The organism is Maritalea mobilis, from assembly GCF_019800885.1.
Classification (GTDB): domain Bacteria; phylum Pseudomonadota; class Alphaproteobacteria; order Rhodobacterales; family Rhodobacteraceae; genus Roseibacterium; species Roseibacterium beibuensis.
Genome location: NZ_JAHVKE010000002.1, coordinates 445,970 through 470,911, shown reverse-complemented (window position 1 = coordinate 470,911; position 24,942 = coordinate 445,970). Strand labels below are relative to the sequence as shown.

Annotated in this window: 30 protein-coding genes and 1 pseudogene; 8 read left to right on the top strand and 23 right to left on the bottom strand. The window is 64.4% G+C overall.

Features of this window, described 5'->3' with window-relative positions:
- Window positions 1–5: 5 nt before the first annotated feature.
- Window positions 6–449, bottom strand: a complete 444-nt coding sequence (locus tag KUV65_RS11045) for a YtoQ family protein (RefSeq protein WP_308124624.1) — start codon at window positions 447–449, stop codon at window positions 6–8.
- A gap of 89 nt (window positions 450–538) precedes the next feature.
- Window positions 539–2,947, bottom strand: a complete 2,409-nt coding sequence (gene pheT / locus KUV65_RS11040; RefSeq protein ID WP_222190578.1) for a phenylalanine--tRNA ligase subunit beta — start codon at window positions 2,945–2,947, stop codon at window positions 539–541.
- Window positions 2,948–3,130: 183 nt separating this feature from the next.
- Between pheT and KUV65_RS11035 the strand changes: the two genes are divergently transcribed.
- On the top strand, window positions 3,131–3,973 hold the full coding sequence (locus tag KUV65_RS11035; protein WP_222190576.1) for an META domain-containing protein: 843 nt from the start codon (window positions 3,131–3,133) through the stop codon (window positions 3,971–3,973).
- A gap of 5 nt (window positions 3,974–3,978) precedes the next feature.
- On the opposite strand, the gene KUV65_RS11030 is transcribed toward KUV65_RS11035, so the two are convergent.
- The 11 genes from KUV65_RS11030 to pyk form a co-directional block, all read right to left on the bottom strand.
- Window positions 3,979–4,854, bottom strand: a complete 876-nt coding sequence (locus tag KUV65_RS11030) for a nitrilase-related carbon-nitrogen hydrolase (RefSeq protein ID WP_222190574.1) — start codon at window positions 4,852–4,854, stop codon at window positions 3,979–3,981.
- A gap of 50 nt (window positions 4,855–4,904) precedes the next feature.
- The gene (locus tag KUV65_RS11025) at window positions 4,905–5,138 is read right to left on the bottom strand and encodes a hypothetical protein (protein WP_222190572.1); all 234 of its coding nucleotides are present in this window, start codon (window positions 5,136–5,138) and stop codon (window positions 4,905–4,907) included.
- Window positions 5,139–5,440: 302 nt separating this feature from the next.
- Entirely contained in the window at window positions 5,441–5,839 is a 399-nt protein-coding gene (locus KUV65_RS11020; RefSeq protein ID WP_222190570.1) for a type II toxin-antitoxin system PemK/MazF family toxin, read from the bottom strand.
- Between the two features lie 7 nt (window positions 5,840–5,846).
- Entirely contained in the window at window positions 5,847–6,920 is a 1,074-nt protein-coding gene (gene pheS, locus KUV65_RS11015; RefSeq protein WP_222190568.1) for a phenylalanine--tRNA ligase subunit alpha, read from the bottom strand.
- Between the two features lie 77 nt (window positions 6,921–6,997).
- Complete coding sequence (locus tag KUV65_RS11010) at window positions 6,998–7,330, bottom strand: phage holin family protein (RefSeq protein WP_222190566.1); 333 nt, start codon at window positions 7,328–7,330, stop codon at window positions 6,998–7,000.
- Between the two features lie 10 nt (window positions 7,331–7,340).
- Window positions 7,341–7,670 carry a DUF883 family protein gene (locus tag KUV65_RS11005; RefSeq protein ID WP_222190564.1) on the bottom strand — a complete coding sequence of 110 codons (330 nt, stop codon included), beginning with the start codon at window positions 7,668–7,670 and terminating at the stop codon, window positions 7,341–7,343.
- A 79-nt stretch (window positions 7,671–7,749) separates the two neighbouring features.
- Window positions 7,750–8,478 carry a class I SAM-dependent methyltransferase gene (locus tag KUV65_RS11000; RefSeq protein WP_222190562.1) on the bottom strand — a complete coding sequence of 243 codons (729 nt, stop codon included), beginning with the start codon at window positions 8,476–8,478 and terminating at the stop codon, window positions 7,750–7,752.
- A gap of 77 nt (window positions 8,479–8,555) precedes the next feature.
- The gene (rplT, locus tag KUV65_RS10995) at window positions 8,556–8,915 is read right to left on the bottom strand and encodes a 50S ribosomal protein L20 (protein WP_222190560.1); all 360 of its coding nucleotides are present in this window, start codon (window positions 8,913–8,915) and stop codon (window positions 8,556–8,558) included.
- Window positions 8,916–8,927: 12 nt separating this feature from the next.
- Complete coding sequence (gene rpmI / locus KUV65_RS10990) at window positions 8,928–9,128, bottom strand: 50S ribosomal protein L35 (protein WP_025311654.1); 201 nt, start codon at window positions 9,126–9,128, stop codon at window positions 8,928–8,930.
- Between the two features lie 110 nt (window positions 9,129–9,238).
- Entirely contained in the window at window positions 9,239–9,478 is a 240-nt protein-coding gene (locus tag KUV65_RS10985) for a hypothetical protein (protein ID WP_222190558.1), read from the bottom strand.
- Window positions 9,479–9,485: 7 nt separating this feature from the next.
- Window positions 9,486–10,934 (bottom strand): pyruvate kinase, encoded by a 1,449-nt coding sequence (gene pyk, locus KUV65_RS10980; protein ID WP_222190556.1) that lies wholly within the window; start codon window positions 10,932–10,934, stop codon window positions 9,486–9,488.
- A 187-nt stretch (window positions 10,935–11,121) separates the two neighbouring features.
- Here pyk and KUV65_RS10975 point away from each other — a divergent pair, with 187 nt between their 5' ends.
- Both KUV65_RS10975 and KUV65_RS10970 read left to right on the top strand, forming a co-directional pair.
- Window positions 11,122–11,859, top strand: a complete 738-nt coding sequence (locus KUV65_RS10975) for an N-formylglutamate amidohydrolase (RefSeq protein WP_222190554.1) — start codon at window positions 11,122–11,124, stop codon at window positions 11,857–11,859.
- 21 nt (window positions 11,860–11,880) lie between these two features.
- On the top strand, window positions 11,881–12,177 hold the full coding sequence (locus tag KUV65_RS10970; protein ID WP_222190552.1) for a DUF1244 domain-containing protein: 297 nt from the start codon (window positions 11,881–11,883) through the stop codon (window positions 12,175–12,177).
- A gap of 51 nt (window positions 12,178–12,228) precedes the next feature.
- Here the strand turns inward: KUV65_RS10970 and yaaA are convergent, their stop codons facing one another.
- Together yaaA and recQ are read right to left on the bottom strand one after the other, a co-directional pair.
- Window positions 12,229–13,005 carry a peroxide stress protein YaaA gene (gene yaaA / locus KUV65_RS10965; protein WP_222190550.1) on the bottom strand — a complete coding sequence of 259 codons (777 nt, stop codon included), beginning with the start codon at window positions 13,003–13,005 and terminating at the stop codon, window positions 12,229–12,231.
- Between the two features lie 60 nt (window positions 13,006–13,065).
- Window positions 13,066–15,123, bottom strand: coding sequence for a DNA helicase RecQ (gene recQ / locus KUV65_RS10960; protein ID WP_222190548.1), 2,058 nt, complete (start codon window positions 15,121–15,123; stop codon window positions 13,066–13,068).
- 202 nt (window positions 15,124–15,325) lie between these two features.
- Between recQ and KUV65_RS10955 the strand changes: the two genes are divergently transcribed.
- Window positions 15,326–16,402 carry a TRAP transporter substrate-binding protein gene (locus tag KUV65_RS10955; protein ID WP_222190546.1) on the top strand — a complete coding sequence of 359 codons (1,077 nt, stop codon included), beginning with the start codon at window positions 15,326–15,328 and terminating at the stop codon, window positions 16,400–16,402.
- 94 nt (window positions 16,403–16,496) lie between these two features.
- Here KUV65_RS10955 and KUV65_RS10950 read toward each other — a convergent pair whose 3' ends face one another.
- The 3 genes from KUV65_RS10950 to KUV65_RS10940 are packed head-to-tail and all read right to left on the bottom strand — an operon-like array spanning window position 16,497 to window position 18,927.
- Window positions 16,497–17,150, bottom strand: a complete 654-nt coding sequence (locus KUV65_RS10950; protein ID WP_222190544.1) for an HAD family hydrolase — start codon at window positions 17,148–17,150, stop codon at window positions 16,497–16,499.
- Window positions 17,147–17,716 (bottom strand): 16S rRNA (guanine(966)-N(2))-methyltransferase RsmD, encoded by a 570-nt coding sequence (gene rsmD / locus KUV65_RS10945; protein ID WP_222190542.1) that lies wholly within the window; start codon window positions 17,714–17,716, stop codon window positions 17,147–17,149. Before rsmD ends, KUV65_RS10950 begins: the two co-directional genes overlap by 4 nt.
- A 5-nt stretch (window positions 17,717–17,721) precedes the next feature.
- Window positions 17,722–18,927: an NAD(P)/FAD-dependent oxidoreductase gene (locus KUV65_RS10940; RefSeq protein WP_222190540.1), complete on the bottom strand. Its 1,206-nt coding sequence runs from the start codon at window positions 18,925–18,927 to the stop codon at window positions 17,722–17,724.
- Window positions 18,928–19,014: 87 nt separating this feature from the next.
- Between KUV65_RS10940 and KUV65_RS10935 the strand changes: the two genes are divergently transcribed.
- The 3 genes from KUV65_RS10935 (at window position 19,015) to KUV65_RS10925 (ending at window position 20,777) form a co-directional block, all read left to right on the top strand.
- Window positions 19,015–19,503 carry a peroxiredoxin gene (locus KUV65_RS10935; protein ID WP_222190539.1) on the top strand — a complete coding sequence of 163 codons (489 nt, stop codon included), beginning with the start codon at window positions 19,015–19,017 and terminating at the stop codon, window positions 19,501–19,503.
- An 8-nt stretch (window positions 19,504–19,511) separates the two neighbouring features.
- Window positions 19,512–19,994, top strand: coding sequence for a peroxiredoxin (locus KUV65_RS10930; protein ID WP_222190537.1), 483 nt, complete (start codon window positions 19,512–19,514; stop codon window positions 19,992–19,994).
- Window positions 19,995–20,099: 105 nt separating this feature from the next.
- Window positions 20,100–20,777, top strand: coding sequence for a DUF6639 family protein (locus KUV65_RS10925; protein WP_222190536.1), 678 nt, complete (start codon window positions 20,100–20,102; stop codon window positions 20,775–20,777).
- A 150-nt stretch (window positions 20,778–20,927) separates the two neighbouring features.
- On the opposite strand, the pseudogene KUV65_RS18110 reads toward KUV65_RS10925, so the two are convergent.
- Both KUV65_RS18110 and KUV65_RS10915 read right to left on the bottom strand, forming a co-directional pair.
- Window positions 20,928–21,023, bottom strand: a pseudogene (locus KUV65_RS18110) (SDR family NAD(P)-dependent oxidoreductase); the annotation flags it as partial.
- Window positions 21,024–21,065: 42 nt separating this feature from the next.
- Entirely contained in the window at window positions 21,066–21,461 is a 396-nt protein-coding gene (locus KUV65_RS10915) for a (R)-mandelonitrile lyase (protein ID WP_222190532.1), read from the bottom strand.
- A gap of 99 nt (window positions 21,462–21,560) precedes the next feature.
- Between KUV65_RS10915 and KUV65_RS10910 the strand changes: the two genes are divergently transcribed.
- Window positions 21,561–22,454, top strand: a complete 894-nt coding sequence (locus KUV65_RS10910) for a LysR family transcriptional regulator (protein ID WP_222190530.1) — start codon at window positions 21,561–21,563, stop codon at window positions 22,452–22,454.
- Window positions 22,455–22,458: 4 nt separating this feature from the next.
- On the opposite strand, the gene KUV65_RS10905 is transcribed toward KUV65_RS10910, so the two are convergent.
- From KUV65_RS10905 to KUV65_RS10895, 3 genes are all read right to left on the bottom strand, one after another.
- A complete protein-coding gene (locus KUV65_RS10905; RefSeq protein ID WP_222190528.1) occupies window positions 22,459–23,343 on the bottom strand; it encodes a mechanosensitive ion channel family protein in 885 nt (294 codons plus the stop codon).
- A gap of 62 nt (window positions 23,344–23,405) precedes the next feature.
- Complete coding sequence (locus tag KUV65_RS10900; protein ID WP_222190527.1) at window positions 23,406–23,714, bottom strand: 4a-hydroxytetrahydrobiopterin dehydratase; 309 nt, start codon at window positions 23,712–23,714, stop codon at window positions 23,406–23,408.
- The gene (locus KUV65_RS10895; RefSeq protein WP_261331735.1) at window positions 23,711–24,901 is read right to left on the bottom strand and encodes a GNAT family N-acetyltransferase; all 1,191 of its coding nucleotides are present in this window, start codon (window positions 24,899–24,901) and stop codon (window positions 23,711–23,713) included. The genes KUV65_RS10900 and KUV65_RS10895 overlap by 4 nt, the downstream gene beginning before the upstream one ends.
- Between the last annotated feature and the right edge of the window lie 41 nt (window positions 24,902–24,942).

Sequence of the window (24,942 nt, the reverse complement as noted above, 5' to 3'; positions counted from 1 at the left end):
GTGCGTCAGCCTGGCAGCTTGCCGGTGAGAACGTAGCGCAGAACCTCGACCACCTGGCGCGGCTCTTCGGCCACGGCGAGAGCGGCGGCATGGACCTCTTTCAAGGCATGCTGATGCTCGGGCATGGACAGGACGATCATCGGCTTGCCCAGTGCCGCCGCGTAGCCCGCGTCGAAGGCCGCGTTCCACTGCTTGTATTTCTCGCCGAAGCGGACGACGACAACATCGGCATTCTCGATCCCGTGCCGCGTACGGATGGCATTCACCATCGCGCCCTTATGGTCGTGCCAATACTTGTTGGGCTCTTCCCCAAGGATCGCGACACCGCAATCATCGCTTGCCGCATGATCGGTGACGGGGCCCGAGAAGGTCACGTCCAGATCTTGCGCGCCTTCAACGATCTGCTCGCGCCAGTCGGTGTGGATCTCGCCCGAAAGGTAAACCTTCATGTCTCGCATCCCTTATCTGTGGTTCCGCCCAAAAAGATAAGGCGCGGCTGCTGGCGAGCAAACCGCGCCCTACTGCGTTCCGTTCGCGCCTAGCCGCGCAGCGTGCCGCCCGTGGCCTTGCCGACCTTCTCGATGATCTTCGCCGCCACGGACTCGATCTCTTCTTCGGTCATGGTGCCCTTGGTCGGCTGCATCCGCACGGTCAGCGCGATGGATTTCTTGCCCTCGCCGAGGCTGCCGCCGACAAATTCGTCGAACACGCGCACATCCTCGATCAGCGCCTTGTCGGCCCCGGCCGCAGCATTGACGAGGTTCAGCGCCTCGACCTGCGCATCGACGACGAAGGCGAAATCACGCTCGACCGCCTGGTATTCCGGCATCACCGCCGCGCCACGGCTGGCGCCCTGGGATTTCGGCATCGGCACCTCGGCGGGGAAGAGGGTAAACGCCATCGCGGGGCCTTTCACGTCCATCGCTTCCAACACGCGGGGGTGCAGTTCGCCAAAGACGCCAAGCACCTTTTTCGGGCCGAGACAGATCACGCCATGCCGGCCCGGGTGCCACCACTCGGGTCCGCCCCGCAGGATCTGCGCCTTGGCGGGCGCGCCAATGGCGGACAAAACCGCCTCGGCATCGGCCTTGACGTCGAACACGTCGACCGGACGGCGCGCGCCATGCGGATCACGCGGGCCCGATTGGCCGACCAGAAGTCCCGTGGCCTGCAAATGCTGTTCGCCCGGCTCCCCGCCCTGGAAGGCGTGGCCAACCTCGAACAAGGCCAGGTCCATCATGCCGCGCGCCTGGTTGCGCGCCGCGGCCTGCAAGAGCCCCGGCAGCAGGTGCGGGCGCATATGGCTCATTTCCGAGCTGATCGGGTTTTCCAGCATCACGTCATCGGTGCCGCCGCCGAACAGCGCGGCCGAGGCCTGGTCGATGAAGCTGTAGGTCACGCATTCGTTGTAGCCCAGCGCCGCACAGGTCCGCCGCGCAGCACGTTCGCGCAACTGCATCGGCGTCAGCACCGGCGCGGGCACGCCCGGTTTGGAGCGACGCATCGGTTTCGGCTCCAGCTTGGTCAGCGAGGCCACGCGCGCAACCTCTTCGACGAGATCGGCCTCGCCTTGCACATCGCGCCGCCAGGACGGCACCCAGACCTCCAGCACGTCACCCGTTCCAGTGGCCGAGAAGCCAAGTTCGGTCAGGATCCGCGCCTGTTCTTCCTTGGGGATCTCCATCCCGACAAGGCTGATGACCCGCGCGGTATCGAGCGGGTAGCTGCGCGCGGTTTTCAGCGCGGCCCCCGCCTCGACCACCTCGGACGGTTCGCCCCCGCACAGATCGAGGATCATGCGCGTCGCGGCCTCAAGCCCCGGCAAGGTGTATTCCGGGTCGACGCCACGCTCGAACCGGTAGCGCGCATCGGAGTGGATTTTCAGGTCGCGGCCCGTGTAGGCGATCTGAACCGGGTCCCACCAGGCGGATTCGAGGAACACATTCACCGTCTCCTCGGTGCAGCCCGACTCTTCGCCGCCCATGATACCGGCGATGCTTTCGGGGCCATCTTCGCCCGAGATGATGATCTGACCCTTCGAGAAGGTGTAGGTCCGCTCATCCAGCGCAAGCAGCTCCTCGCCCCCCTCGGCGCGGTGCACCCGGACGTTGCCCTTGACCTTGTCCGCATCGAACACGTGCAGCGGGCGGTTCATGTCGTAGGTGAAGAAGTTGGTGATATCGACCAGCGCCGAGATCGGACGCAGTCCGATGGCGCGCAGACGGTCCTGCAACCATTGCGGCGAGGGACCGTTCTTGACGCCCCGGATCAGACGGCCCGTGAAATGCGGCGCGCCGTCCAACGTGTCTTCGTCGATCGTCACGTCGATGGGGCACGCGAAGCTGCCCGGCACCGGGTCGACCGCATAGGGCTTCAATTTGCCGATCCCACGCGCGGCAAGGTCGCGGGCGATGCCGCGCACGCCCAGCGCGTCCTGCCGGTTCGGCGTGATGGCGATCTCGATCACCGGATCGACCTTGGCCGGGTCGTTCGTGGCCAGCCAGTCGACGAAGCGCTGCCCGACAATGCCCGAGGGCAGTTCGATGATGCCGGAATGTTCGTCGCTGAGTTCCAACTCACGCTCGGACGCCATCATGCCATGGCTTTCAACACCGCGGATCTTGCCCACGGACAGGGTCACGTCGATCCCCGGCACGTAGTCGCCCGGCTTGGCCAGAACGACGGTAATGCCCTCACGTGCGTTAGGCGCGCCACAGACGATCTGCTTCACGCCCTCGTCCGTCTCGACCATGCAGACCTTCAGCCGGTCGGCATCGGGGTGCTGCTCGGCCGAAACGACCTTGGCGAGCGTAAAGGACGACAGCCGCGCGCCACGATCTTCGACGCCCTCGACTTCAAGGCCCAGATCGGTCAGCGCCTCGGCGATCTCGTCGACCGACGCCTCGGTTTCGAGGTGATCCTTCAACCACGACAGCGTGAATTTCATTGGCCGCAACCCCTTCGCAATTCCGGCCTCGCGCTTAGCGCAGGCAGGCCCGGATTGGAAGGCTGCCCCGCATCCGTGGGTCGGGATTCCCGCCATTTTGCCTTTGCCGGCAGCACGGTATCAGACAGATCAATGTCAAATGGCCCTGCGGGGGCGAGGCCAAACCTGGAAAGGACGTGCCACATGCGCCGTTTCATTGCCCTTGCCGCGCTTGCCTGCGGGCTGGCCACCCCTGTTGCCGCCGCTGCCGAACAGGTGGCGATCCAATCCTGGCAGAACCGCCAGTATGCCTGCTTCGACGGTGGCTACCTGGCCGCCAGTTGTCCGGGCAATCACGCCCATGTCTTCGAGATCGAGCGCCTTGGCGGAAACGAAGTGGCGTTCCGCGATCCGGCCTCGAGGCGGTATCTGCGCGCGGGCGTCACGGAAAACGCGCTGATGGCCCTTGGTGGCGACCGCATCGGCGGGTGGGAACGGTTCGAGATGACCCAATCGGGCGGTACATTTCACCTGCGGTCGGTGCAGAACGGTCAATACGTGCGCGCAGGCATCGGGCAGCAGACGCTGTTCGGCGCCGTCTCACCCCATGCCCTTGGTTGGGAGGAGTTCCGTATTTTCCCGGTCGGCACCCCGTCGGAGGTTTCCTTGGAACAGGATCACGAAACGCCGGTGCAATTTGCTGGAAACTGGGTGCTGGACCGCGTGCTTGACGCCTCAGGGCAGGATGTTCGCTTCAACGATCGCATGGCGCGCATGCGCCCGGTCGAGATCGACGCGCAGGGGCGGCTGCATTTCACCTTCGGCTGCAACCAGATCAACGGCCAACTGCTGCAACGCGGCGACCGGATCGGCGTAGCGGGCGGCGGGTTCATGACCACGCGCATGGCCTGCCCCGGCCCAGAGATGGAGCTTGAGCGCATTGTCTCGGCGAGCTTCGCCAGCGCCGCGCATTTCGCGATCAACGGCAACCGTTGGAGCCTTCGCGCCGCCAATCACCAACTGCGGCTGGAATTCGTCCGCCAGTAAAGGCGTCACTCGTCGTCGCGCACGATATCCGGCACACCAAGCTTCGCAGTCAACCGCTCCATCTCGCGCTGGACCAGGCTGATGTTGCTGTCGCGCACGGTGGGCAGCAGGGCACGGGCGCGGCGCACCTCGGCATAGTCGAGTTTCGCCGCGATCACCTCTTCGCCCTCGCCCGCCTGCGCCAGCACACGCCCGAACGGGTCGAGGATGCGCGAGCCGCCCCAGAAGGTCAGGTCTTCCTCGACACCGCAGCGGTTCACCATGATCGACGGCGCGCCATACATCATGGAATAGAACTTCATCGTCGTGGCCCAACTGTCGGGGTTGTCGAACTCGTCGCCCACCGCCTCGCGCCCCGACGAGATCGGCGCGGTCAAAAGGGTCGCGCCGTGCAGGAAGGACAGGTGCACCAGCGCCGGGTTGTAGAGATCGGCACAGATGAGCAGCCCCATGCGCCAGTCGCCCGGCATCGGGTGCGTGTCGACGAAGCGGCCCAGCGCGTAGTATTTCGTTTCGATCAACCGGCCATAACTGGGCAGGTTCAGCTTGCGGTGGATATAGACCAGCCTGCCATTCTTCAGCACGGCGGCGGCGTTGTAGAACTGCGCGGCAGGGCCTTCCTCGATGAAGCCGACGACGATCTCCATCTCGCCCGCCGCCTTCGACAGGTCGAGCAGGCGGGTATCATCACGGTGCATCGCGACGTTCAGCAGGTTTTCCGCGCCGTAATGGCCCGCCAGCGACAGTTCCGGAAAGACGAGGCAATCGATCCCGAGGTTCTTGGCCTGGCCGATCAGCCTGTGATGGGTGGCGAGGTTCGCATCGAGATCGCCGATGGCCGAGGCCATCTGCGCCGCGCCGAGGTTCAGATAGCGTGTCAATTCCGCCCCCTATGCCGTTTCCCGCCCCGTGCCGAAAACCGGCGCGTGGGTCAAGCTTGGCTGTCGTCGGAACGGTCATCACGGTTCCTGGCCCGGACCGAGGTCAGCCAGCGTTCGACCAGGAAAACCGGCGCAAGGATGATCGTCCAGGCCAGCGTGTTCAGCAGCGTCCAGGTCAGCTTTTGCCCCGTCGGCATGTCGGATCGCCACAGGAACACATGCGCGATCACGATCAGCGTAACGAGGGCAAGGACGATCCAGGTGGAGCGGCGAAGTTTTGGCATGGGCGACAGATGGCGCAGATCAGAGCGACGGCAAGGCAGGACGGGACTTGTCCCGCCTCTCCCGGCGCGGCGGGGCTAGCCCCGCCCTACGCGATCCGGCAGCCGGGCGTATCAAGCGCTATGAACGCTTGCTTCTTCGAGCTTTGAAACACAAGACCCCGCCGAAGCGGGGCCAAGGGACTTTGACAATATTTAGGCTACTCTGACCTTGTCATCGGTCGGTGAGCAACCTGCCTAGTACTCTAGGTCTTAAGCCCGACTAGCGGGATACCCGTCAACTCTAATCCACCGATCGCGAATTTTCAATGACCGATCCAACCAAGCCCATGCAATACCGCCTCACGAACACCCGCCAAATCTTCTGGGGTGAGGCGAGGAGTTATGTACTTTCGGCGATCAACTTTGAACGCCGAAAGCCGAGCAAAACCAACATTCATGACGAGATCACATTTAGCCCAAGTTGCTTGGCTTGGTTCGCCCCAAGGAGAGTAGTTTCTGCTGAGTCGGTGAACGTATGGCACATCCTTCAGGGGTGCAGTCGTGCTAATCGGCACAATAGTTGCCAACCCAGATCTGAACGGCAAGCGCGGCGAAATTACGATCACCGGACGTTTCTTGGTTAATTCTGGTGCAACAAAACCTCGAAAATCTGCAACCAGAACAGTGCCAGCATGGGGATGAAAAGGAAGCGACTTACTCACTTATCCCTCAAACCCCGCTATGCACCGCCGGCACCTGCAGCGCGCTGAACCCGTAGTGGCGCAGCCACCGCAGGTCTGAGTCGAAGAATGCCCGCAGATCCGGGATGCCGTATTTCAGCATCGCGATCCGGTCGATGCCCATGCCGAAGGCAAAGCCCTGCCACTCGGCCGGGTCCACGCCCGCCGCTTGCAGCACCTTGGGGTGCACCATGCCGCTGCCCAGCACTTCCAGCCAGCCGTCGCCCTCGCCCACCTTCACGGTGCCGCCCTCGAAGGAGCACTGGATATCGACCTCGGCCGACGGCTCGGTGAAGGGGAAATGCGAGGCGCGGAAGCGGGTTTTGACCTTGGTGCCGAAATAGGCGGTGAAGAATTCCTCGAGCACCCATTTCAGGTTCGCCATCGACAGGTCGCGGTCGATGGCCAGCCCCTCGACCTGGTGGAACATGGGCGTGTGCGTCTGGTCGTAATCGGCGCGATAGACGCGGCCCGGGGCGATCACGCGGCAGGGCGCGCCATGCGCCTCCATATGGCGGATCTGCACGGGGCTGGTGTGGGTGCGCAGCACGTGGGGCGGACGGTCATCCCCCTCGGCGCGATGGGTGTAGAACGTGTCCATCTCGGCGCGGGCGGGATGATGGCCCGGGATGTTCAGCGCGTCGAAATTGTACCAATCGGTCTCGATTTGCGGACCCTCGGCCACCGAGAAGCCCATATCGGCGAAGATCGCCGTGACCTCTTCGGTCACCTGGCTGACGGGGTGGATGGTGCCGACGCGGCGGTGCCGCGCAGGCAGGGTCACGTCCAGCCACTCGGCTTGCAGGCGGGCGTCCAGCGCGGCATCGGCCAGCGCCTGTTTCTTGGCGGCCAGCGCGCTGTTCACCTCGTCCTTCAGGGCGTTCAGCGCGGGGCCAGCGGCCTGGCGTTCTTCGGGCGTCATCTTGCCCAGCTCGCGCATCTTCAGGCTGATCTCGCCCTTCTTGCCGATGGCCGCGACGCGGATCTCTTCCAGCGCGGCCTCGTCGCCCGCGTTTCCGATCCGCTCCAGCCAGGTGGCGCGCAAGCTGTCCAAACCGTCCATCGAAGCCATCTCCGCCCATGAAAAAATCCGCGCCCTCACCTAGCAGAGAGGGGGCGGATTGCAAGGCAGGCTTGGCATCAGCGGCGGGTGGCGGCGGTCCCTTGGCCAGCGGCCATGCCGGTGACGAAGGCCTGGATGATCTCGGGCATCGGCGTGCTGCGCGCGGCGGGCGGCACATGGACCGGTTTACGCCGGATCAGGGCCACGATGCCAAAGAAGACCAGCGCGAGACCGAAATAGACGCCACCGACAATCAAGGCGACCGTTGCCGTCGGCAGGACGGCGGACAGGGCAAGCCATGCCGACACTGTAAAGAACGCCAGCCCCACGACCAGCAACACCCCGGCAAAGGCCGAGAAGGCGGCGGCCCGGGCCTCGACCCGGGCCTTGTAAGCCAATGCGGTCAGCATCGCGGCCCCCTTACCGGCGCGACGAGAGAAAGCCGACAAGGAAGCCGACACCAGCGGCGACGCCCAACGCCGCCCCCGGGTTCGAGCGCAACATGTCGCCCGTCTGGGCGGTCATGCGGTCGATTTCGGCGCGGGCCTGTTCGCCCTTGAGACGGGCGGCGTCCGACAGATCGTTGGCGCGTTCATTGACGTGCGCACGCGCTTCGGCGCCCTTGCCGCGGCCATAATCGGCCATCGTCTGGCTCAGCGCGGCCAGATCGGCCTTCACGGTTTCGAGTTGTGCGGCAATGTCCCCGCTGTCAGGGGTGCTGCGGCCATTGGTGGTCTTTGCGGTAGCCATGTCGAACCTCCGTCATGGTTGCGTGTGATCTGCCTCCACAACGTACCGGGTGTTCGGCGGTTCCATGATTTTCCGGGTCTCAGGTCCCGTCCTTGCCCGCGAAGGCTGACTTACGCCCGCGCACGGCCAATGCACGGCGCGACAAGGTCACCTTGCCGTTCTGGGCGTAAAGCGTTGTCGGAGGTTCGGGTTTCTGGTGCTTCTCGACCACGGTGATCGAGTCGTAGAAGCGCACGCCTTGAACCTCTTTCGCGATCTCGTCGAAGGGAAACATCGCGTCCTGATCGGTATACCAGCTATGCATCCGGTCCACGAGGCGTTTGGCGTATTCGATCCAGCTGGCCTCGTTGCGATAGCCGCCGCCGAAACCGGGCCAGTAGGAGGTATGGCAATCCTCGACCACATAGATGCCACGGTCGCTGATATGGGGCCAAAGCGCCTCGAAACTGGCGATCTGATGCGCGCAGACATGGCTGCCATCATCCAGGATCACGTCGAAGGGCCCGTGTTTCTCGGCGAGCTGCGCAAGGAAATCCGGATCGGCCTGGTTGCCGATCTCGACGCTGGTGCCCTCCTCGGCATGTTGGGCACAGTCAGGGTCGATATCGACGAAGGTCAGGCGGGAACCTTCGGCGAAGAACCCTTTCCACATCGGGATGGAGCCGCCCTTGAACACGCCGATTTCCAGAAACGAGATCGGGCGCTGGCGAAACCGGGTCATCTCGCGCTCGTAGACCTCGAAGTAATGCACCCATTTCGAGAGCATCCGGTCATCGGTGCGCTTGAGATAATCGGAGAAATAGCTCATCAACCCTGCCCGCAAAAGAAAACCCCCGCCGGACTGTCGCCCGGCGGGGGTTGAAACTCAAGCGATCCGGGGTCGGATCAGAGCGCGGCCTTGGCCTGCGCCACGATGGCGCCGAACGCTTCGGGCTCGTGCACGGCGAGATCGGCCAGAACCTTGCGGTCCACCTCGATCCCGGCCAGCGCCAGGCCGTTGATGAAGCGCGAGTAGGTCAGGCTTTCATCATGGGCGCGCACGGCGGCGTTGATCCGCTGGATCCAGAGCGACCGGAACTGACGCTTGCGGGCCTTGCGGTCGCGCGTGGCGTACTGGTTGGCCTTGTCGACGGCCTGGGTCGCGGTGCGGAAGTTGCGCGAGCGCGAGCCATAATAACCTTTGGCCGCGTCAAGAACCTTCTTGTGGCGGCGATGGGTGACGGTTCCACCTTTGGTGCGGGACATATCCGGGCCTCCTCAGCGGTCGTAGGGCATGTAGGACTTGACGATCTTCGCATCGGGTTCCGACAGGGTCGTCGTCCCGCGTGCGTTGCGGATGAACTTGTTCGTCCGCTTGATCATCCCGTGCCGTTTGCCGGCCTGAGCGGCGACCACCTTGCCGGTGCCCGTCACCTTGAAGCGCTTCTTGGCGCTCGATTTCGTCTTCATCTTCGGCATTTCCGTCTCCTTGTCTCGAAGCGGTTCGGGCGCGACTCGGCATGCCGTATCAAGGCCGGCCGCACCGTTGGAGCGGGTCGCATACAGCCAAAGGGGCGACGTGGCAAGCCTCAGTTCAGAATCCGCGCCGCCACGAGGATGAACGCATCGGGAATGTCCCAGAACTCCAGCCCGCCGGGCAGCGACAGATGCAGGAAGACGAACAACCCGACCCCGATTGCCAGGCTGAGAAGGGCCGCGATCGGCCAGCGCCCGTTGACCCAACCCGCCAGGCTCGACGCCAGCGCCATGCCCGAGACGAGCGTGGCAATGACCAGCAGGATGTCGGACGGCACGTCTGGCAGGGTCAAGCGTGGCTCACTCCGGGTCGGTGGCGTAGATCAGGCGTTCGGCACAGGGTGCCACGCGCAGGATGTTGGTGGAACCCTGCACGTTGAAGGGCACACCGGCCACGACGATGATCTGATCCTCTTCGCTGGCGAACCCGCCCGAGCGCGCGGCCCGCGCCGCCGATACGACGGCCCCCTTGAAGCGCGTCAGCTCATCGGTGATGAAACAGCTCGTACCCCAGTGCAGGCACATGCGCCGCGCCACCCCGGTCAGGGGCGTCAGCGCGATCACGGGCACGCGCGGACGTTCCCGCGCCACCAGCGCGGCCGTATTGCCCGACTGGGTAAAGCAGCAGATCGCCTTGATGTTCACGGTTTCCGCGATCTCGCGCGCGGCGGCCACGATGGCGTCAGCGGTCGAGGACCGATCGACGTAGCGGGACGCCACCATGATATCGCGGAAATTCGGATCGCTTTCGACCTCGATCGCGACGTTGTGCATGGTCTGCACCGCCTCGACCGGATAATCGCCCGCCGCAGATTCCGCCGACAGCATCACCGCGTCCGCCCCTTCGTAAAGGGCCGCCGCGACGTCCGAGACCTCGGCGCGGGTCGGCATCGGGCTTTCGATCATGCTCTCCAGCATCTGGGTTGCAACGATCACGGGTTTCGCAGCCGAGCGGCACTGGCGCACCAGGCGCTTCTGGATCGGGGGCACCGCCTGAACGGGCAACTCGACCCCCAGATCGCCGCGCGCCACCATGATCCCGTCCGAAGCGGCCAAAATCTCGTCAAAGCAATCGACGGCAGCCGGCTTTTCGATCTTCGACAGGATAGCGGCGCGACCATGGGCCAGTTCCCGCGCCTCTTCCACGTCGGCGACGCGCTGCACGAAGCTGAGCGCCAGCCAATCGACACCTAGCTGGCAGACGAATTCAAGATCCTTGCGGTCCTTGTCTGAGAGGGCAGCCAGCGGCAGAACCACATCGGGCACGTTCACGCCCTTGCGGTTCGAGATCGGCCCGCCCGCGATCACGGTGCAATCGGCGAAATCGCTGCCACATTTCTCGACGCGCAGGCGCACCTTGCCGTCATTGACCAGAAGGCGCTTGCCCGGCTCCAGCGCTTCGAAAATCTCCTTGTGGGGCAGTTGCACGCGGCTTTCATCGCCGGGCGTCGGGTCAAGATCGAAGCGAAAGGATGCCCCGTCCTGCAACTCGTGCCCCTCGTCATTGGCGAAGGTGCCGCAGCGCAGCTTTGGCCCCTGCAAATCGGCAAGGATCGCGATCGGGCGGCCCGTGTCCTTTTCAACCTGGCGGATCGCGGCGTGACGTTCGCGGATCTCGTCATGGCTGCCGTGGCTCATGTTCAGGCGGAACACGTTGGCCCCGGCCTCGAACAGAGCGCGGATCATGTCGTAGCCATCCGAGGCCGGACCCAGCGTTGCGACGATTTTGACGTTTCTTCCGGTGTTCATGGGCAACCTGCCCCCCTTCGTGATCTTTATTCACCCTTTTGGGCGATGTTTGCGCTCACATTGGCGCGTTGCGCCCCTATTGGCCCAAAAGCAGGCGCAGGACAAGTTGCCTGCCGACCCCGGCTCTGGCGCTTTCGCCAATTGCGTCCTAAGTGCCGGTGTCGGATGACGCGAGGATGACGCGACCGTGACTGCACCGTTTCATATCGAGGGCGAGGGGCGCAAAAGCCGCTGGGTCGTGACCTGCGACCATGCCTCGAACCGCGTCCCGCCCGAGGTTGCGGGCGGCGATCTTGGTCTGCCCCCCGAGGACATGGCGCGCCACATCGCCTATGACGTGGGGGCCGCCGGCGTGGCGCGCAGCCTGGCAGCGGCGCTGGATGCCCCGGTGATCCTGTCGGATTTTTCCCGCCTCGTGATCGACCCCAACCGGGGCGAGGATGACCCGACGCTTCTGATGAAGATCTATGACGGGTCGATCATTCCGGCCAATCGCCATGCCGATGCAGCCGAGGTCGAGCGGCGGCTAGACCTGTTCCACCGCCCCTATCATCGCGCACTGGAGCGCCTGATCGCGGGGCGGGATGACCCCGTCCTCGTGTCGGTCCATTCCTTTACCCGGCAGCTTCGGGGCCGGGCGCCGCGCCCATGGCATGTGGGCGTTCTCTATGCCGCGGATACCCGGCTGGCACTGCCGCTGCTGGCACGTCTGAACGACGAACCCGACCTGTGCGTGGGCGATAACGAACCCTATTCCGGCCACCTGCCCAACGACGCGCTGGACCGGCACGGGGTGCAGCCGGGCCGCCCCCATGTCCTGATCGAGCTGCGCAACGACCTGATCGAGGAAGAGGCCGATCAGGCGGCATGGGGCGCTAGGCTGGCCCCCATGCTTGACGCGGCGCTGAAGATTTCCGAGGTCTGACCCGAACACAGGAGGCAAGACATGGACGACGCGACGAAAACCGAGCTTGAAGCCGCCGCCTTTCGCCGGTTGCTGCAACATCTCGATGAACGCAAAGACGTGCAGAATATCGACCTGATGAACCTGTCGGGATTTTGCCGCAACTGCCTGAGCCGCTGGTACCAGGAGGCCGCTACCGAGCGTGGCGTCGTCATGGGCAAGGAAGAGGCCCGCGAGGTCGTCTACGGCGAGCCCTACGCGCAGTGGAAAGCCAAGTACCAGACCGAGGCGAGTGACGAGCAGAAAGCCGCCTTCGAGAAGTCACACCCGGACCACTGACCGGTTTGCGCGCGCAGGCCTGCGCGCGCCAATCGCAACGCTACGAAATCGTCAAGCCGCCTGTTCGGCGGCCTCGGCGCGCAGGAAGGCCGGCTTGCCCGGCTCGCTCAGGTCAGGCGCATGGCGGTAGCCGCCAAGGTCGAACTCCACGATACCCGCAGGGTCGGTAAGGCGGCGTTCGGTGATGAACCGCGCCATCGCGCCACGGGCTTTCTTGGCATAGAAACTGACGATCTTGGGACCGCCCGGTTTGTCCTCCAGGAACACGGGGGTGATGACCCTGAGCTTCAGCGCCTCACGGTCAGCGGCCGTGAAATACTCGACGGACGCGCAGTTGATCAGCGTGTCGGTCCCCAATTCCTCGGCTTCGGCGTTCAGCGCCTCGGCAATGCGGTCGCCCCACCAGTCATACAACGTCTTGCCGCGCGGGGTCTTCAGCCGGGTGCCCATTTCCAGACGGTAGGGCCGGATGGCGTCGAGGGGGCGCAACAGGCCATAAAGGCCCGACAGGATACGCAGGCGGTCCTGCGCAAAGCGCAGATCGTCCGCATCGAGGCTGGCGGCCTCCAGCCCCGCATAGGTGTCACCGGCAAAGGCCAATGCGGCGGGGCGCAGATCGTCAGGCTCCTCCGCATAGCGCGCGAAGCGCTCGACATTCAGCTTGGCCAAGTCCTCGGAAATGCTCATCAGCTTTTGCAGATCGCCCACGGTCAGATCGCGCGCGACCTCGGCAAGGTCGTCGGCTTGATCCTGGAAAACCGGCTTGGTCATCTCGACATCGCGGGGCGCCCAATCGAGGCGTTTCGCTGGGGAAATGACGGTCAGCATGGGCGGTCCTCCGAGGCAGCAATTCGTGATCGGTTGATCATGTAAGGCGATGGCGCCGGGTTATCCAGCCTCGCGCAGTACATCGAGAAACGCATCGGCAAAGCGTTCGGCGCGCCGTTCCCCCAGCAACCGTTCCACCGTGGACCGGTCGGTCGGGCGCATATCGGCCAGTTTCGCCAGCTGCGACGAGGAACAGGAGAGCGGTTTCTCAAGCCCCGTGTCGCCGCGTGCCAGATCGGCCTGCACCGCCAGAAGGCGATCATAGACAGTGCCCGCCTCCCGCCCCGCCAACTTGCGCCGCGCGGGATGCAGGGGGGCTGCGGCCTCGCCGGTGATAACGGACAGGAACTCGGCCCCGTAGCGGTCGAGCTTGGTCGCGCCGACACCCGAGACCTTGGCCATCTCGTCCAGCGACTGGGGGCGCGTCTCGGCCATCTCGATCAGGGTGCGATCCGTGAAGATGACATAGGCCGGAACGCGCGCAGCCTCGGCCAGCGCACGGCGCTTGGCCTTCAGCGCCGAGAGGAGCGGTGCGTCCTCCTCCGAGACCAGCATCTTGGCGGCCGGGCGTCGGCTGGCCGATTTGGTGATCGTGTCGCGGCGCAAGGTGATCTCGGCCTCGCCCTTCAGGATAGGGCGCGCGGCCTCGGTCATGCGCAGCGCGCCATGCCGGGCGGGATCGGGCCGCACGAGGTCATGACCCATCATCTGGCGAAACACGGCCTGCCAGCCGCGCCGGTCGAACTCCGACCCGACGCCGAAAGTCGGAAGCCGATCATGCCCGCGGGCACGGACCTTGTCGGTATCCTGCCCAAGGAGGATGTCGATCAGGTGGCCGGTCCCGGAATACTCACCCGTTCGCAGGATCGCAGACAGCGCCTTGCGCACGGCGGTCGTGGCATCGAAGGTCTCGGGCGCGGTGGCGCAGAGATCGCAATTGCCGCAGGGGTCCGACTCCTCGCCGAAATACCCAAGCAGTTTCTGACGGCGGCAACTGATCGCCTCGGCCAGTCCCAACAGCGCGTTCAACCGCGCATGGTCGGCCGCCTTGCGCTCGGGCGGGGCAAGGCCTTCGTCGATCTGCTGGCGGCGAAAGCGGATATCGTCGGGACCATAAAGCGTGAGCGTATCGGCAGGCGCCCCGTCGCGCCCCGCGCGGCCGATTTCCTGGTAATAGGCCTCGATGCTTTTTGGAAGGTCCGCCTGCGCGACCCAACGGATATCGGGCTTGTCCACGCCCATGCCGAAGGCGACGGTGGCAACCACGATCAGGCCATCCTCGGTGGCGAACCGGTGTTCGACATGGCGGCGATCTTCGGCCTCCATCCCGCCGTGGTAATGGCAGGCGGAATGGCCCGCCTCGCGCAGGGCTTGGGCGAGTGTCTCGGTCTTGGCGCGGGTGCCGCAATAGACGATGCCGGATTGCCCCTTGCGCGCGGCGGCGTAGCTGAGGATTTGCTGGCGCGGCTGGTTCTTGACCTCGAAGGCAAGCGACAGGTTGGGCCGGTCAAACCCGCGCAGGAAGGTTTCCGGCTGCGCGCCATCGAACAGGCGCGCGACGATTTCCTCGCGTGTTTCGGCATCCGCCGTAGCGGTGAAGGCGGCCAGCGGCACGTTCAATTGCCGGCGCAACGCCCCGATCCGCAGGTAATCGGGGCGGAAGTCATGGCCCCATTGGCTGACGCAATGGGCCTCGTCCACCGCGATCAGGGACACGCCCGCGCGTTTCAGCATACGCTCGCCCCCCGAGGAGGCGAGGCGTTCGGGCGCGATGTAGAGCAGCTTCAGCCTGCCGCTTTCCAGCGCCTCCCACACGGCGTCGGTTTCCTCGGGCGTGTTGCCCGAGGTCAGCGCACCGGCCTCAACCCCGGCTTCGCGCAGGCCGCGAACCTGGTCGCGCATCAGCGCGATCAGCGGCGAGATCACGACGGTCACGCCCTCGCGCATAAGCGCGGGAAGCTGGAAACACAGGGATTTGCCGCCGCCCGTGGGCATGATGGCCAGCACGTTGTGGCCGGCGGCAACCGCGCCCACGATATCTTCCTGACCGGGACGGAACCCCGGAAAGCCGAAAACCTGCGACAGCAGGGCGGATGCGTCTGGGCGGGTCTCCAGCATGGGCGTGCGGGGGCCTGTCGTGTCTTGTTATGCGGTCTGCTCGATGAGTTCTGACCGTCCCATATTGATGTTTGGTAAACAAGCCCTGCCAGATGTGGTGGTCCGGTCGCTGTGTCGCATCCGGCCAATTTCCCCTTAACGGAAACCCATCCTTTGGCTAGCAAGTTGACCAATGCGTAAACCTCGTGGAGTATCCATCATCATGTCGTCCCGCCTTGCCGGATATCTCGTGGCCACATCGGTTGCGCTTACGGTCGCTTGCGCAGGCCCGTCTCTTGCGCAGGATGCCGAACCCGAGGTCACCCTGAGGTTTCAGCATTTCGTCTCGCCACTCTCGGCCAACCCGAGCCATTTCATGGGACCTTGGGCCGAGGCGATCGAAGAGCAGTCGGGTGGCCGCATCGCGGTGGAGATCTACCCGTTCATGCAGCTCGGAGGGGCCGCACCCAGTCAGTATGACCTGATCCGCGACGGGGCGATCGATGGCGGTTGGGTCATTCCGGGCTACCAGCCGGGGCGCTTCCCCGAGGCCGAAGCGCTTGAGCTTCCGTTCATGACGACGAAATCCGGCGAAGAGGCCAGCCGCGCGGCATGGCGCTTCACGCAGGAATTCCTGATGGATGATTTCGCCGATGTGCATGTCATTGCCGCGCATATGCATGGGCGCGGCCTGATCCATGTCGATGGCCCGGCGATTCAGGAGATTGCGGACCTTGAGGGGTTGCGCCTGCGCGGACCGTCACGACCTGCGACGCTGCTTCTGGAGCGGCTGGGGGCAACGCCCGTGGGCATGCCCGTGCCCGCCTTTCCCGAGGCGCTGGCACGCGGTGTCGTCGATGGTGGCGTGATCACCTGGGAGATGTCGCCCTCGCTGCGGCTGGACGAACTCGTGCAAAGTCACACTGACGTCGCGGGTGACCGGTCGCTTTACAACCTCTATTTCATCTGGGCGATGAACCGCGAGGTCTACGAAGGGCTGCCCGAGGATCTGCGCGCGGTGATCGACGCCAATTCCGGCATGATGGCGAGCGCTTGGGCCGGGCGTGCCCATGATATCGGCGATGCGGATGGACGCGCCGCGATGGCCGCCGCAGGCAATCAGATTGCCACCCTCTCGGAAGACGTGACCGAGGAAATCCGTGCTCTCGGCGAAGACGTCACGCAAGCGTGGATTGACGACGTGAGCGCGCGTGGGCTGGATGGCGCCGCATTGGTCGAGGCCGCCCGCCGCTATGTCGCCGAAGAAGCCGGGACAGGAACCGTCCCTTTGACGGATTGAGAGACGTAACCAGTACTTCAGTGATCAGTAGGAAGGCCGTCCCTTCGGGGGCGGCCTTCTTCTTTGCAACTGGAACGGTCTGCCAGCGGGCGTGTCAGGCAGCCTTGATCCCGATCAGCGCCGGAATCTCGGCCATGTCACGAATGATCTGCGCGCCCTGTGCGGCAAGCCGCGCACCATCGCCTTCGGGGGCATAGCCGATGCAGGGCATGCCCGCGCGCCGCGCAGCTTCTGCGCCGGTCGGGCTGTCTTCGACGACAAGGCACTTGGCCGGGTCCACGCCCAAATCCGCAGCCGCATGCAGGAACAGGCCCGGATCGGGCTTGGCAACCCCCAAGGTATGGGCCGAATAGCGGCGCCCGTCGAAGCGCGGCGCCAACCCGGTCGAGCCGAGCGTGATCCCCATCTTCTCTTCACTGCCGTTCGAGGCGACGCAATAGGGCAGGCCGACCGTGTCGAGCTGATCCAGCAACGCCGGAATGCCGGGGATCGGATCAACGCCTTCGCGCAGCTTGGCGTAGGTTTCGGCATAGATCTCGTCCACCCAGTCATCGGGAAGATCGGCCCCGAGGCTGCGGGCCTTCTCGCCGACCCCCGCCATCGTGCCACCGACGAACAGCCCCATCGCCTCATCCAAGGTCAACGACAGGCCATGCCGTGCGAGGTTGTCGACCAACAGGCGGTTCGACACGGGCTCACTGTCCACCAGCACGCCGTCACAATCGAAAATGATGAGATCAAGGGTCATTCGGCCTTTTCCGCACGCAACAGTGTCAGGGTCGTGCCGCCATAGCGGCGTTGATCGACCTGGACCAGACCGGATGGCGGGAGGGGTGGGGTGCTTTCTTCCCAGACGATCAGGGTGCCGGGGACGATCCATCCGCCGGTCAGCGCGCTGCCCAAGGCTCGTTCACCCAAGCCCTGACCGTAGGGCGGGTCCATAAACACGAGATCAAAGGGTTTGCCCCGGTTCTCGCCAAGGCTGGTCGCATCGCGGCGAAAAACCTTGGTCACGCCTTGCGCAGCGCACAGCCCGATATTCTCCCGCAGAAGCGCCCGAGACGCCCCGCCATCATCGACGAAGGTGACATGGGCGGCCCCACGGCTCAGCGCCTCCAGCCCCAGCGCACCGGTCCCGGCGAACAGGTCCAGCACACGGGCGCCGGTGACGGGATCGCCCTGCTTGCCGTTCATCAGCAGGTTGAACAGGCTTTCGCGCACGCGGTCGGTGGTGGGGCGTAGATGCGCTGCCGCGTCCCCCGCGCCGACCTCGGCCAGTTTCTTGCCGCGCCAGCGCCCGGCGACGATCCGCATTCAACTCACCCTTTCAACAGAGGCTTCAGATCGGCGGAGGCATCCGCGATGATCGCCGGATCGGGGGATTTGCCCGCCTCGATCAGGCGCTTGCCGATCATGTAGCCACGCGCATCGTTCATCGCATCGACCGCCAGTAGCGTGTCGCCCGCGTAATACCAGTGCGAACAGGCCCCTTCGCCCTCGCGCACCACCACGTGGTCATAGCCACGGTTCAGCCCGGCGATTTGCAGTTTCACGTCATACTGGTCCGACCAGAACCACGGTTTCGGGTCGTAGTCCTGATCCGCGCCGAGGATGTTCCTTGCCACAGTTTCGGCCTGGTCGATGGCGTTCTGGACCGACTCGAGGCGAATACGCTCTCCCCGGAACGGAAGCGACGCACAATCCCCCGCAGCCCAGATCGACGCGTCGCTGGTCCGGCCCTGCGTGTCCGTCGCGATCCCGTTGTCGATCTCGATGCCCGCGACCTCGGCCAGAGAGGTGGCCGGCGAAATCCCGATGCCGACGATGACCAGATCGACGGGCAGTTCGGTCCCGTCGCCGAGGATCGCGCCGGTGACATGGTCGTCGCCCAGCAACCGTTCCAGACCGACGCCCTCGCGAATTGTCACGCCATGGCGCGTGTGCAAGTCGCGGAACCAATCGCTGGTCTCGGGTGCGGCGACACGCTGGAGAATGCGGTCGGCCATCTCGATCAGCGTGACCTCCATCCCCTTCTTGCGGCAGACGGCGGCGGCCTCCAGCCCGATATACCCGCCCCCCAAGATCAGCGCATGGCGCCCCTCCACCACCCCGGAGGCCATCTCGTCGACATCGCGCAAGGTGCGCACGACATGGACGCCGGGTAACTCGCCCCCGATGGCAGCGGGCAGGCGGCGCGGGACAGACCCCGTGGCCAACACCAGCGCGTCGTAATCGACCGTCTTGCCCCCCGCGATCACCTTCTTGTCGGCGCGGTCTATCGCATCGACACGGGTATCCAGCATCAGCTCGATCCCGTTCTCGGCGTAGTAGCTTTCCGGCCGCAGGAAGAGGCGTTCAAGCTCCATATCCCCCAGCAGATAGGCCTTGGACAGCGGCGGGCGCTGATAGGGCGGAACATGTTCCTCGCCGATCAAGGTGATCTTGCCCGTGAACCCTTCGGACCTGAGCTTGGCCACGCAAGAGGCCCCGGCCTGCCCTGCCCCGACGACGACGATTTTTTCCATGGCCCCTGCCCTCTTTGCGACTGGCGTGCTGCGCGGCGGACCCTATATGCCGGGGATGCGGATAGACAAGCGAAGGAGACGCGCCAAATGCCCATTTCCGTCGGAGACACCCTGCCCGATGCAACGCTCGTTCAGATGGGCGCCGAAGGCCCCGAGCAGGTCCAGTTGAGCGACAAGGTGAAGGGGCGCAAGGTCGTGATCTTCGCTGTGCCCGGCGCCTTTACCCCGACCTGCCATTCTGCCCATGTCCCCAGCTTCGTGCGCACCAAGGGCGATTTCGAGGCCAAAGGCGTGGACGAGATCATCTGCATCTCGGTCAATGACCCGTTCGTCATGGGCGCATGGGGCGAGGCCACCGGCGCGACCCAGGCCGGCATCACGATGCTTGGCGATGCGGAAAGCGCGTTCACCACGGCCATCGGCATGGATTTCACCGCGCCGCCGGCCGGCCTGATCGCACGCTCTGGCCGCTACGCGATGTATGTCGAGGACGGTGTCGTCAAAGTCTTCCAGGCCGAGGAGAACCCCGGCGTCTGCGAAACCTCGGGCGGCGAAGCCCTTCTGGCAGCGATCTGAGGCGCGACATGGTCGCGATCGGAGACAGCCTTCCTGACGTGCGCTTCGTCCGGATGGGCGAGAGCGGGCCGGAAGAGGTCTCGCTGACACAGAAGGCAAAGGGCCGTCGCATCATCATCGTGGCGGTGCCCGGCGCCTTTACGCCCACTTGCGATTCCAAGCACCTGCCGAGTTTCGTGCGCACGAAACCCGAGTTCGACGCCAAGGGCATCGACGAGATCATCTGCGTTTCTGTGAACGACGCGCATGTGATGCGGTTGTGGGGCGAGACGACGGGCGCGACGGCGGCGGGCATCACCCTTTTGGCCGATGGGGACAGCAGTTTCACCCGCGCCATGGGCATGACCTACACCAAGCCCGAGGTCGGGTTCTACGACCGCTCCAAGCGCTACGCGCTGGTGGCCGAGGATGGCGTCATCACCCATTTGCAGGTCGAAAAACCTGGCGAGTGTGCAATCTCGACCGGTGAGGCCCTGCTTGCGGTGATCTGAGGCGCGACAAGGGACAATCCAGAAAGGCGGGCCTAGGTGCCCGCCTTTTCTTGTTTGGGGTTGGTTTTCGTTGCCAAGCGACCCGGCGGCACGCATCTTGTTGCAATGACAACAACTCGCTGTCTGATTTTCACGCTTTGCCTGTCGGCAGCCGCCCCCGTTCTGGCCGATCCGATGCCATGCCCGGGCGGGTCCATCACGGTCGATGCCGGGTCCGATGCCCTTCGGACAACCCTGTGCCAGTCTGCCGAAACCCTGCTGGCCGGATTGGCGGCGTGCCATCTACCCCAACAGCGCCCCATCAACATCGTGGCGGTGGACGAGGTCGCGCATCCGTTCGCGACCTGCCTTGCGGCCTTTGATTGCGACTATGATCGGATCAGGCTGGTCGTGCGCGACGACTACACGGGGCTTGTCGCCCCGGATGATCCTTACGCGAGTTTCCCGCCCGACATTCTGCTGCATACGCTGTTGTCGCACGAGTTGACCCACGCCCTGATCGAGCAGAATAGCACCGGCCGGGAGGTGCCGCTGGTCGATCACGAATACATGGCCAACGCGCTGGAACTGGAGCAGATGGCGCCGGAATGGCGTCAGGCGATCCTCGACTACGCGATGCTGGAGGAGCCGAGCGACTCGCGTATCGACATCTGGATTTACCGACTGGAACCGCGCCGCTTCGCCGCGAATGCCTGGCTGCATTTCATTCAACCTGAAAACGGCTGCGACCTGGTCGGACGGCTCGTCTCGGGCGACGCAAGCTTCGAAGACGACAAGCGGTGATCCGGATTGGCCACCTGCCCGACATGAAGAACCCGGCACCTAGGGTGCCGGGCATTCCGGGACGGTTGGCAGACGTCACCAGGGTTGGGTCGCGGGACCCACGGTAAACTCGTTGACCGTGGTATCTTCGGGCATGTCGAGCGCAAAGCTCACCACCTTGGCACCCTTGGCCGCGATCTCCTTGGCAGTAGCTTCGCCGATCCCCGAGGAGGCCCCGGTGATGATGACGGTTTTTCCTTCGATCATGTTGTTTCCTTGCGTGATATGGATCGACGCACGGGTCAGGGGTCAGGCCCCGTATTCGGCGTCGGTCACGTGTTCCATCCAGTCGACGGCGCGTCCGTCCTGAACCTCCTGGATCGCCGTATGGGTCATGGCGCTGTCCGGCGCGGCGCCGTGCCAGTGCTTTTCACCCGGGGCGAACCAGACGACGTCGCCCGGATGGATTTCCTCGATTTCACCGCCCCAGCGTTGGACACGGCCCTTGCCGGACAGAACGATCAGCGTTTGCCCGAGCGGGTGGGTATGCCACGCCGTCCGCGCCCCCGGCTGGAAGGTCACGTTGGCACCTTGCACGCGTTCTTCATCGACCGGGTTGAACAACCGTTCCAATTCGACCGTGCCGGTAAACCAGTCGGCGGGGCCGGCCATGACTGGGCGGGTGTTTGCGCGGAAGATATCCATTGGGCGTGTCTCCTGTAGCGGTGTGGTTGGTATGTAGCGGGGCTCGCGCTATTCGATTAGACGATGTAGATTGCATGTACTGTTGAGCGAGATTCAAGTATGGCGCGGGACGAGTTCGGCGAATTGCGGACCTTCATCGTTGTGGCGCAAGCGCGCAGTTTCACCAAAGCCGCTGCCATTCTGGGCGTGTCGGCCTCGGCGGTCAGCCACACGATCCGCGGCTTGGAAGAGCGCCTGGGCCTGCGCCTGTTGACGCGCACAACGCGCCGCGTGGCCCCGACCGAGGCGGGCGAGCGCCTGTTCCAGTCCGTCGCCCCCCATTTTGACCAGATCCGCGCCGAGATCGACGCGCTGAGCGAGCTGCGCAACAAGCCCGCAGGTCGGATCAGGATCAATTCCGGCATTCATGCCGCCGAAACGATCCTGCGCCCCAAGCTGGCCGAGTTCCTGCCCCACTTTCCCGATGTCAGCGTCGAGGTTTCGGTCAATGATGCTTTCGTGGATATCGTAGGGGAACGCTTCGATGCTGGCGTCCGGCTGGGCGAGTCCGTCACCAAGGACATGATCGCCGTGCGCATCGGGCCGGACTGGCGGTTCCTTGTCGTGGGTACGCCGACCTATTTCGAGGACCACGCCGTGCCCCGGCACCCAAGTGACCTTACCGATCACACCTGCATCAACTTGCGCATGTCCGCGGCAGGCGGCCTCTATGCGTGGGAGTTCGAGAAGGAAGGACGTGCCTTGGAAGTGCGCGTGAACGGCCAGCTCACCTATGACAGCATCATCCCCGTCCTGCACGCGGCGCTCGACGGGCACGGGCTGGCCTTCGTGCCCGAGGATCTTGCACAGCCCCATATCGAAACGGGCCGGCTACGCGCGGTTCTGGCCGACTGGTGCCCGCCGATCCAGGGCTATCACCTTTACTATCCGAACCGGCGCCTCGCCTCCCCCGCCTTCTCGCGGTTTCTGGAGGTCATGAGGCACCGGGGGTGACCGATCACTCGGCCGCGTTCGCGGCGGCCAGCCGGATCGGCGCGTTGTCATGCACCACCGTGCGGGTCGGGAACGGAATACCGATGCCCCCCGCGTCCAGCGCCTCTTTCACGGCGCGTTTCATGTCGGCCTGGTAGGCGAAGTAATCGCCGGAATCGACCCAGGCGCGGACGAGGAAATCGACCGAGCTGTCGCCCAGATTGTTCACCTGCACGAAAGGTTCGGGGTCCGAATGGGTGCGGCCATCGGCGATCAGCGTTTCGCGAATGATCCGCTCTGCCTCGGCCAGGTTCGAGTCGTAGCTGACCCCGAAATACCATTCGGCGCGACGGGTCGGATAGACCGAGTAATTCTTGATCTCGTTGCCCCAGACCTCGGAATTCGGGATCAGGATCTGCACGTTCTCCAATGAGGCAAGCTCGGTCATGTTCAGCGTGATGGATTTCACGGTGCCCATCTGATCCCCCACCTCGACGAAATCGCCGACCTTGATGGGGCGGAAGATGATCAGCATGATCCCCGCCGCAAGGTTCGACAGCGTCCCTTGCAGCGCGAGGCCGATGGCGACACCGGCGGCACCGATCGCCGCCACGAGGGACGTGGTGCGCACGCCAAAGGTGTTCAGGATGAAAAGCGCCGCGAAAGCGAGGATGATGTAGCGCGCGATATTGGCGAGAAAGCCGAAGAGCGTGTCATCCAGTTGCTTGTGCTTCGAAGCCAGCCCCTCGATCCGGCGGCGAACCCATCCGGACACGGTGAAGGCGGCCAGAAGCAGCACGATCGCCAAAACCACATCGCCCAAAAGCGAGGCCAGGAACTCGACCGTGAACAGATCACCGATTGTGACACCATTGGCGATCTCGGTGGACAGAATGCTTTCCAAATCCATGCAATACCTCTTTGGGCGCCGCTTGCACGGCGCTGGTTGGTCAGTCTTTCAGATCGAAAAGATCAGGCGCCGCGTGCGAAACGGTCCATCTTGGAGGCAAGCGCGACGTCGAGGTTTGAAATCCCGTCGACGTCATGGGTGGTCAGCGTCACCTCGACGGTCTTGTAGACATTGAACCACTCGGGATGGTGGTTCATGTTCTCGGCCACCAGAGCCACGCGGGTCATCCAGCCGAAGGCATCGTTGAAATCGTCGAACTCGAAACGCTTGGTGATGGCATCCCGGTTCTCGGCTTCGCGCCATCCCTCCTTGGCCAAGGCGGCCAGCGCATTTGCGCGGTCTTCCCCGGTCAGTTTCTGCGGCGTGGTCATTCCTGTTCCTCCACATGGGCCTTCTTGAACGGACCGTAGGTGGTCAGCACCTCGATCTCTTCGTCGACCGCCTCGCGTTCGGCCTGCAGGAAGCGCGCGATGGCCTCGGCAAAACCTTGGTCGCGCACCCAGTGCAGCGAATGGGTGGTCACCGGCATATAACCGCGGGCCAGCTTGTGGGTTCCCTGCGCCCCGGCCTCGACCGTTTTCAGGCCCTGTTCGATGGCGAAATCCATGGCCTGATAGTAGCACAGCTCGAAATGCAGGCAGGGGTGATCCTCGATGCAGCCCCAGTACCGGCCATAGAGCGCCTCGCGCCCGATGAAGTTCAGCGCACCGGCGACGGGTCGCCCCTCTCGCATCGCCAGGACCAGCAGCATGTCGTCGCGCAAGATGTCATGCGCCACGTCGAAGAAGCGGCGCGTCAGGTAAGGCGTGCCCCATTTCCGCGCGCCGGTATCCTGGTAGAAGGCCCAGAAGCTGTCCCAATGCTCGGGCCGGATCTGATCCCCGGTCAGCGCGACGATCTCTCCGCCGAAACCCTGCGCCCGCTGACGTTCCTTGCGGATGTTCTTGCGCTTGCGCGAGCTGAGCGAGCCGAGAAAGTCATCGAAGGTGTCGTACCAGTGGTTTTCCCAATGGAACTGCTGGCTCCAGCGGCGCATCAGGCCCATGCGGTCGCCATCCTGCGCCTCACCCTCGGTGCAGAAGGTGATGTGCAGCGAACTAAGGTCATGCTCGGCCGCCAGTTGCACCGCCCCCTGCACCAGCGCGGCGCGGCCTGTTTCCTCCCAGCCCGGTTTGGTCAGTAGGCGGCGACCTGTCGCCGGGGTGAAAGGCACGGCCATTTGCAGCTTGGGGTAATAGCGCCCGCCGGCGCGTTCATAGGCATGGGCCCAGTTGTGGTCGAAGATATACTCGCCCTGGCTATGACCTTTGGCATAGAGGGGGGCCGTGGCGATGGCCTCTCCATCCGTGCGCGCCACGAGGTAGTGCGGCTCCCACCCGCTGCCGGGGCCGACCGAGCGAGAGGTTTCCAACGCCGACAGGAACCGGTGTGTCGTGAACGGGTCCACGGGGCGGCCCCCATCCGCTGCCTCGGGGCATGCGCAGCCATCCCATTCGGCCGGGTCGATCTGGGCGAGTGTCGAAAGAACCTCGATCTCGATTGTGGTGCTGCCGTCCAAGGTCGCTCTCCGGCATCAGTGCTGGCACGTCGCTCAAGATG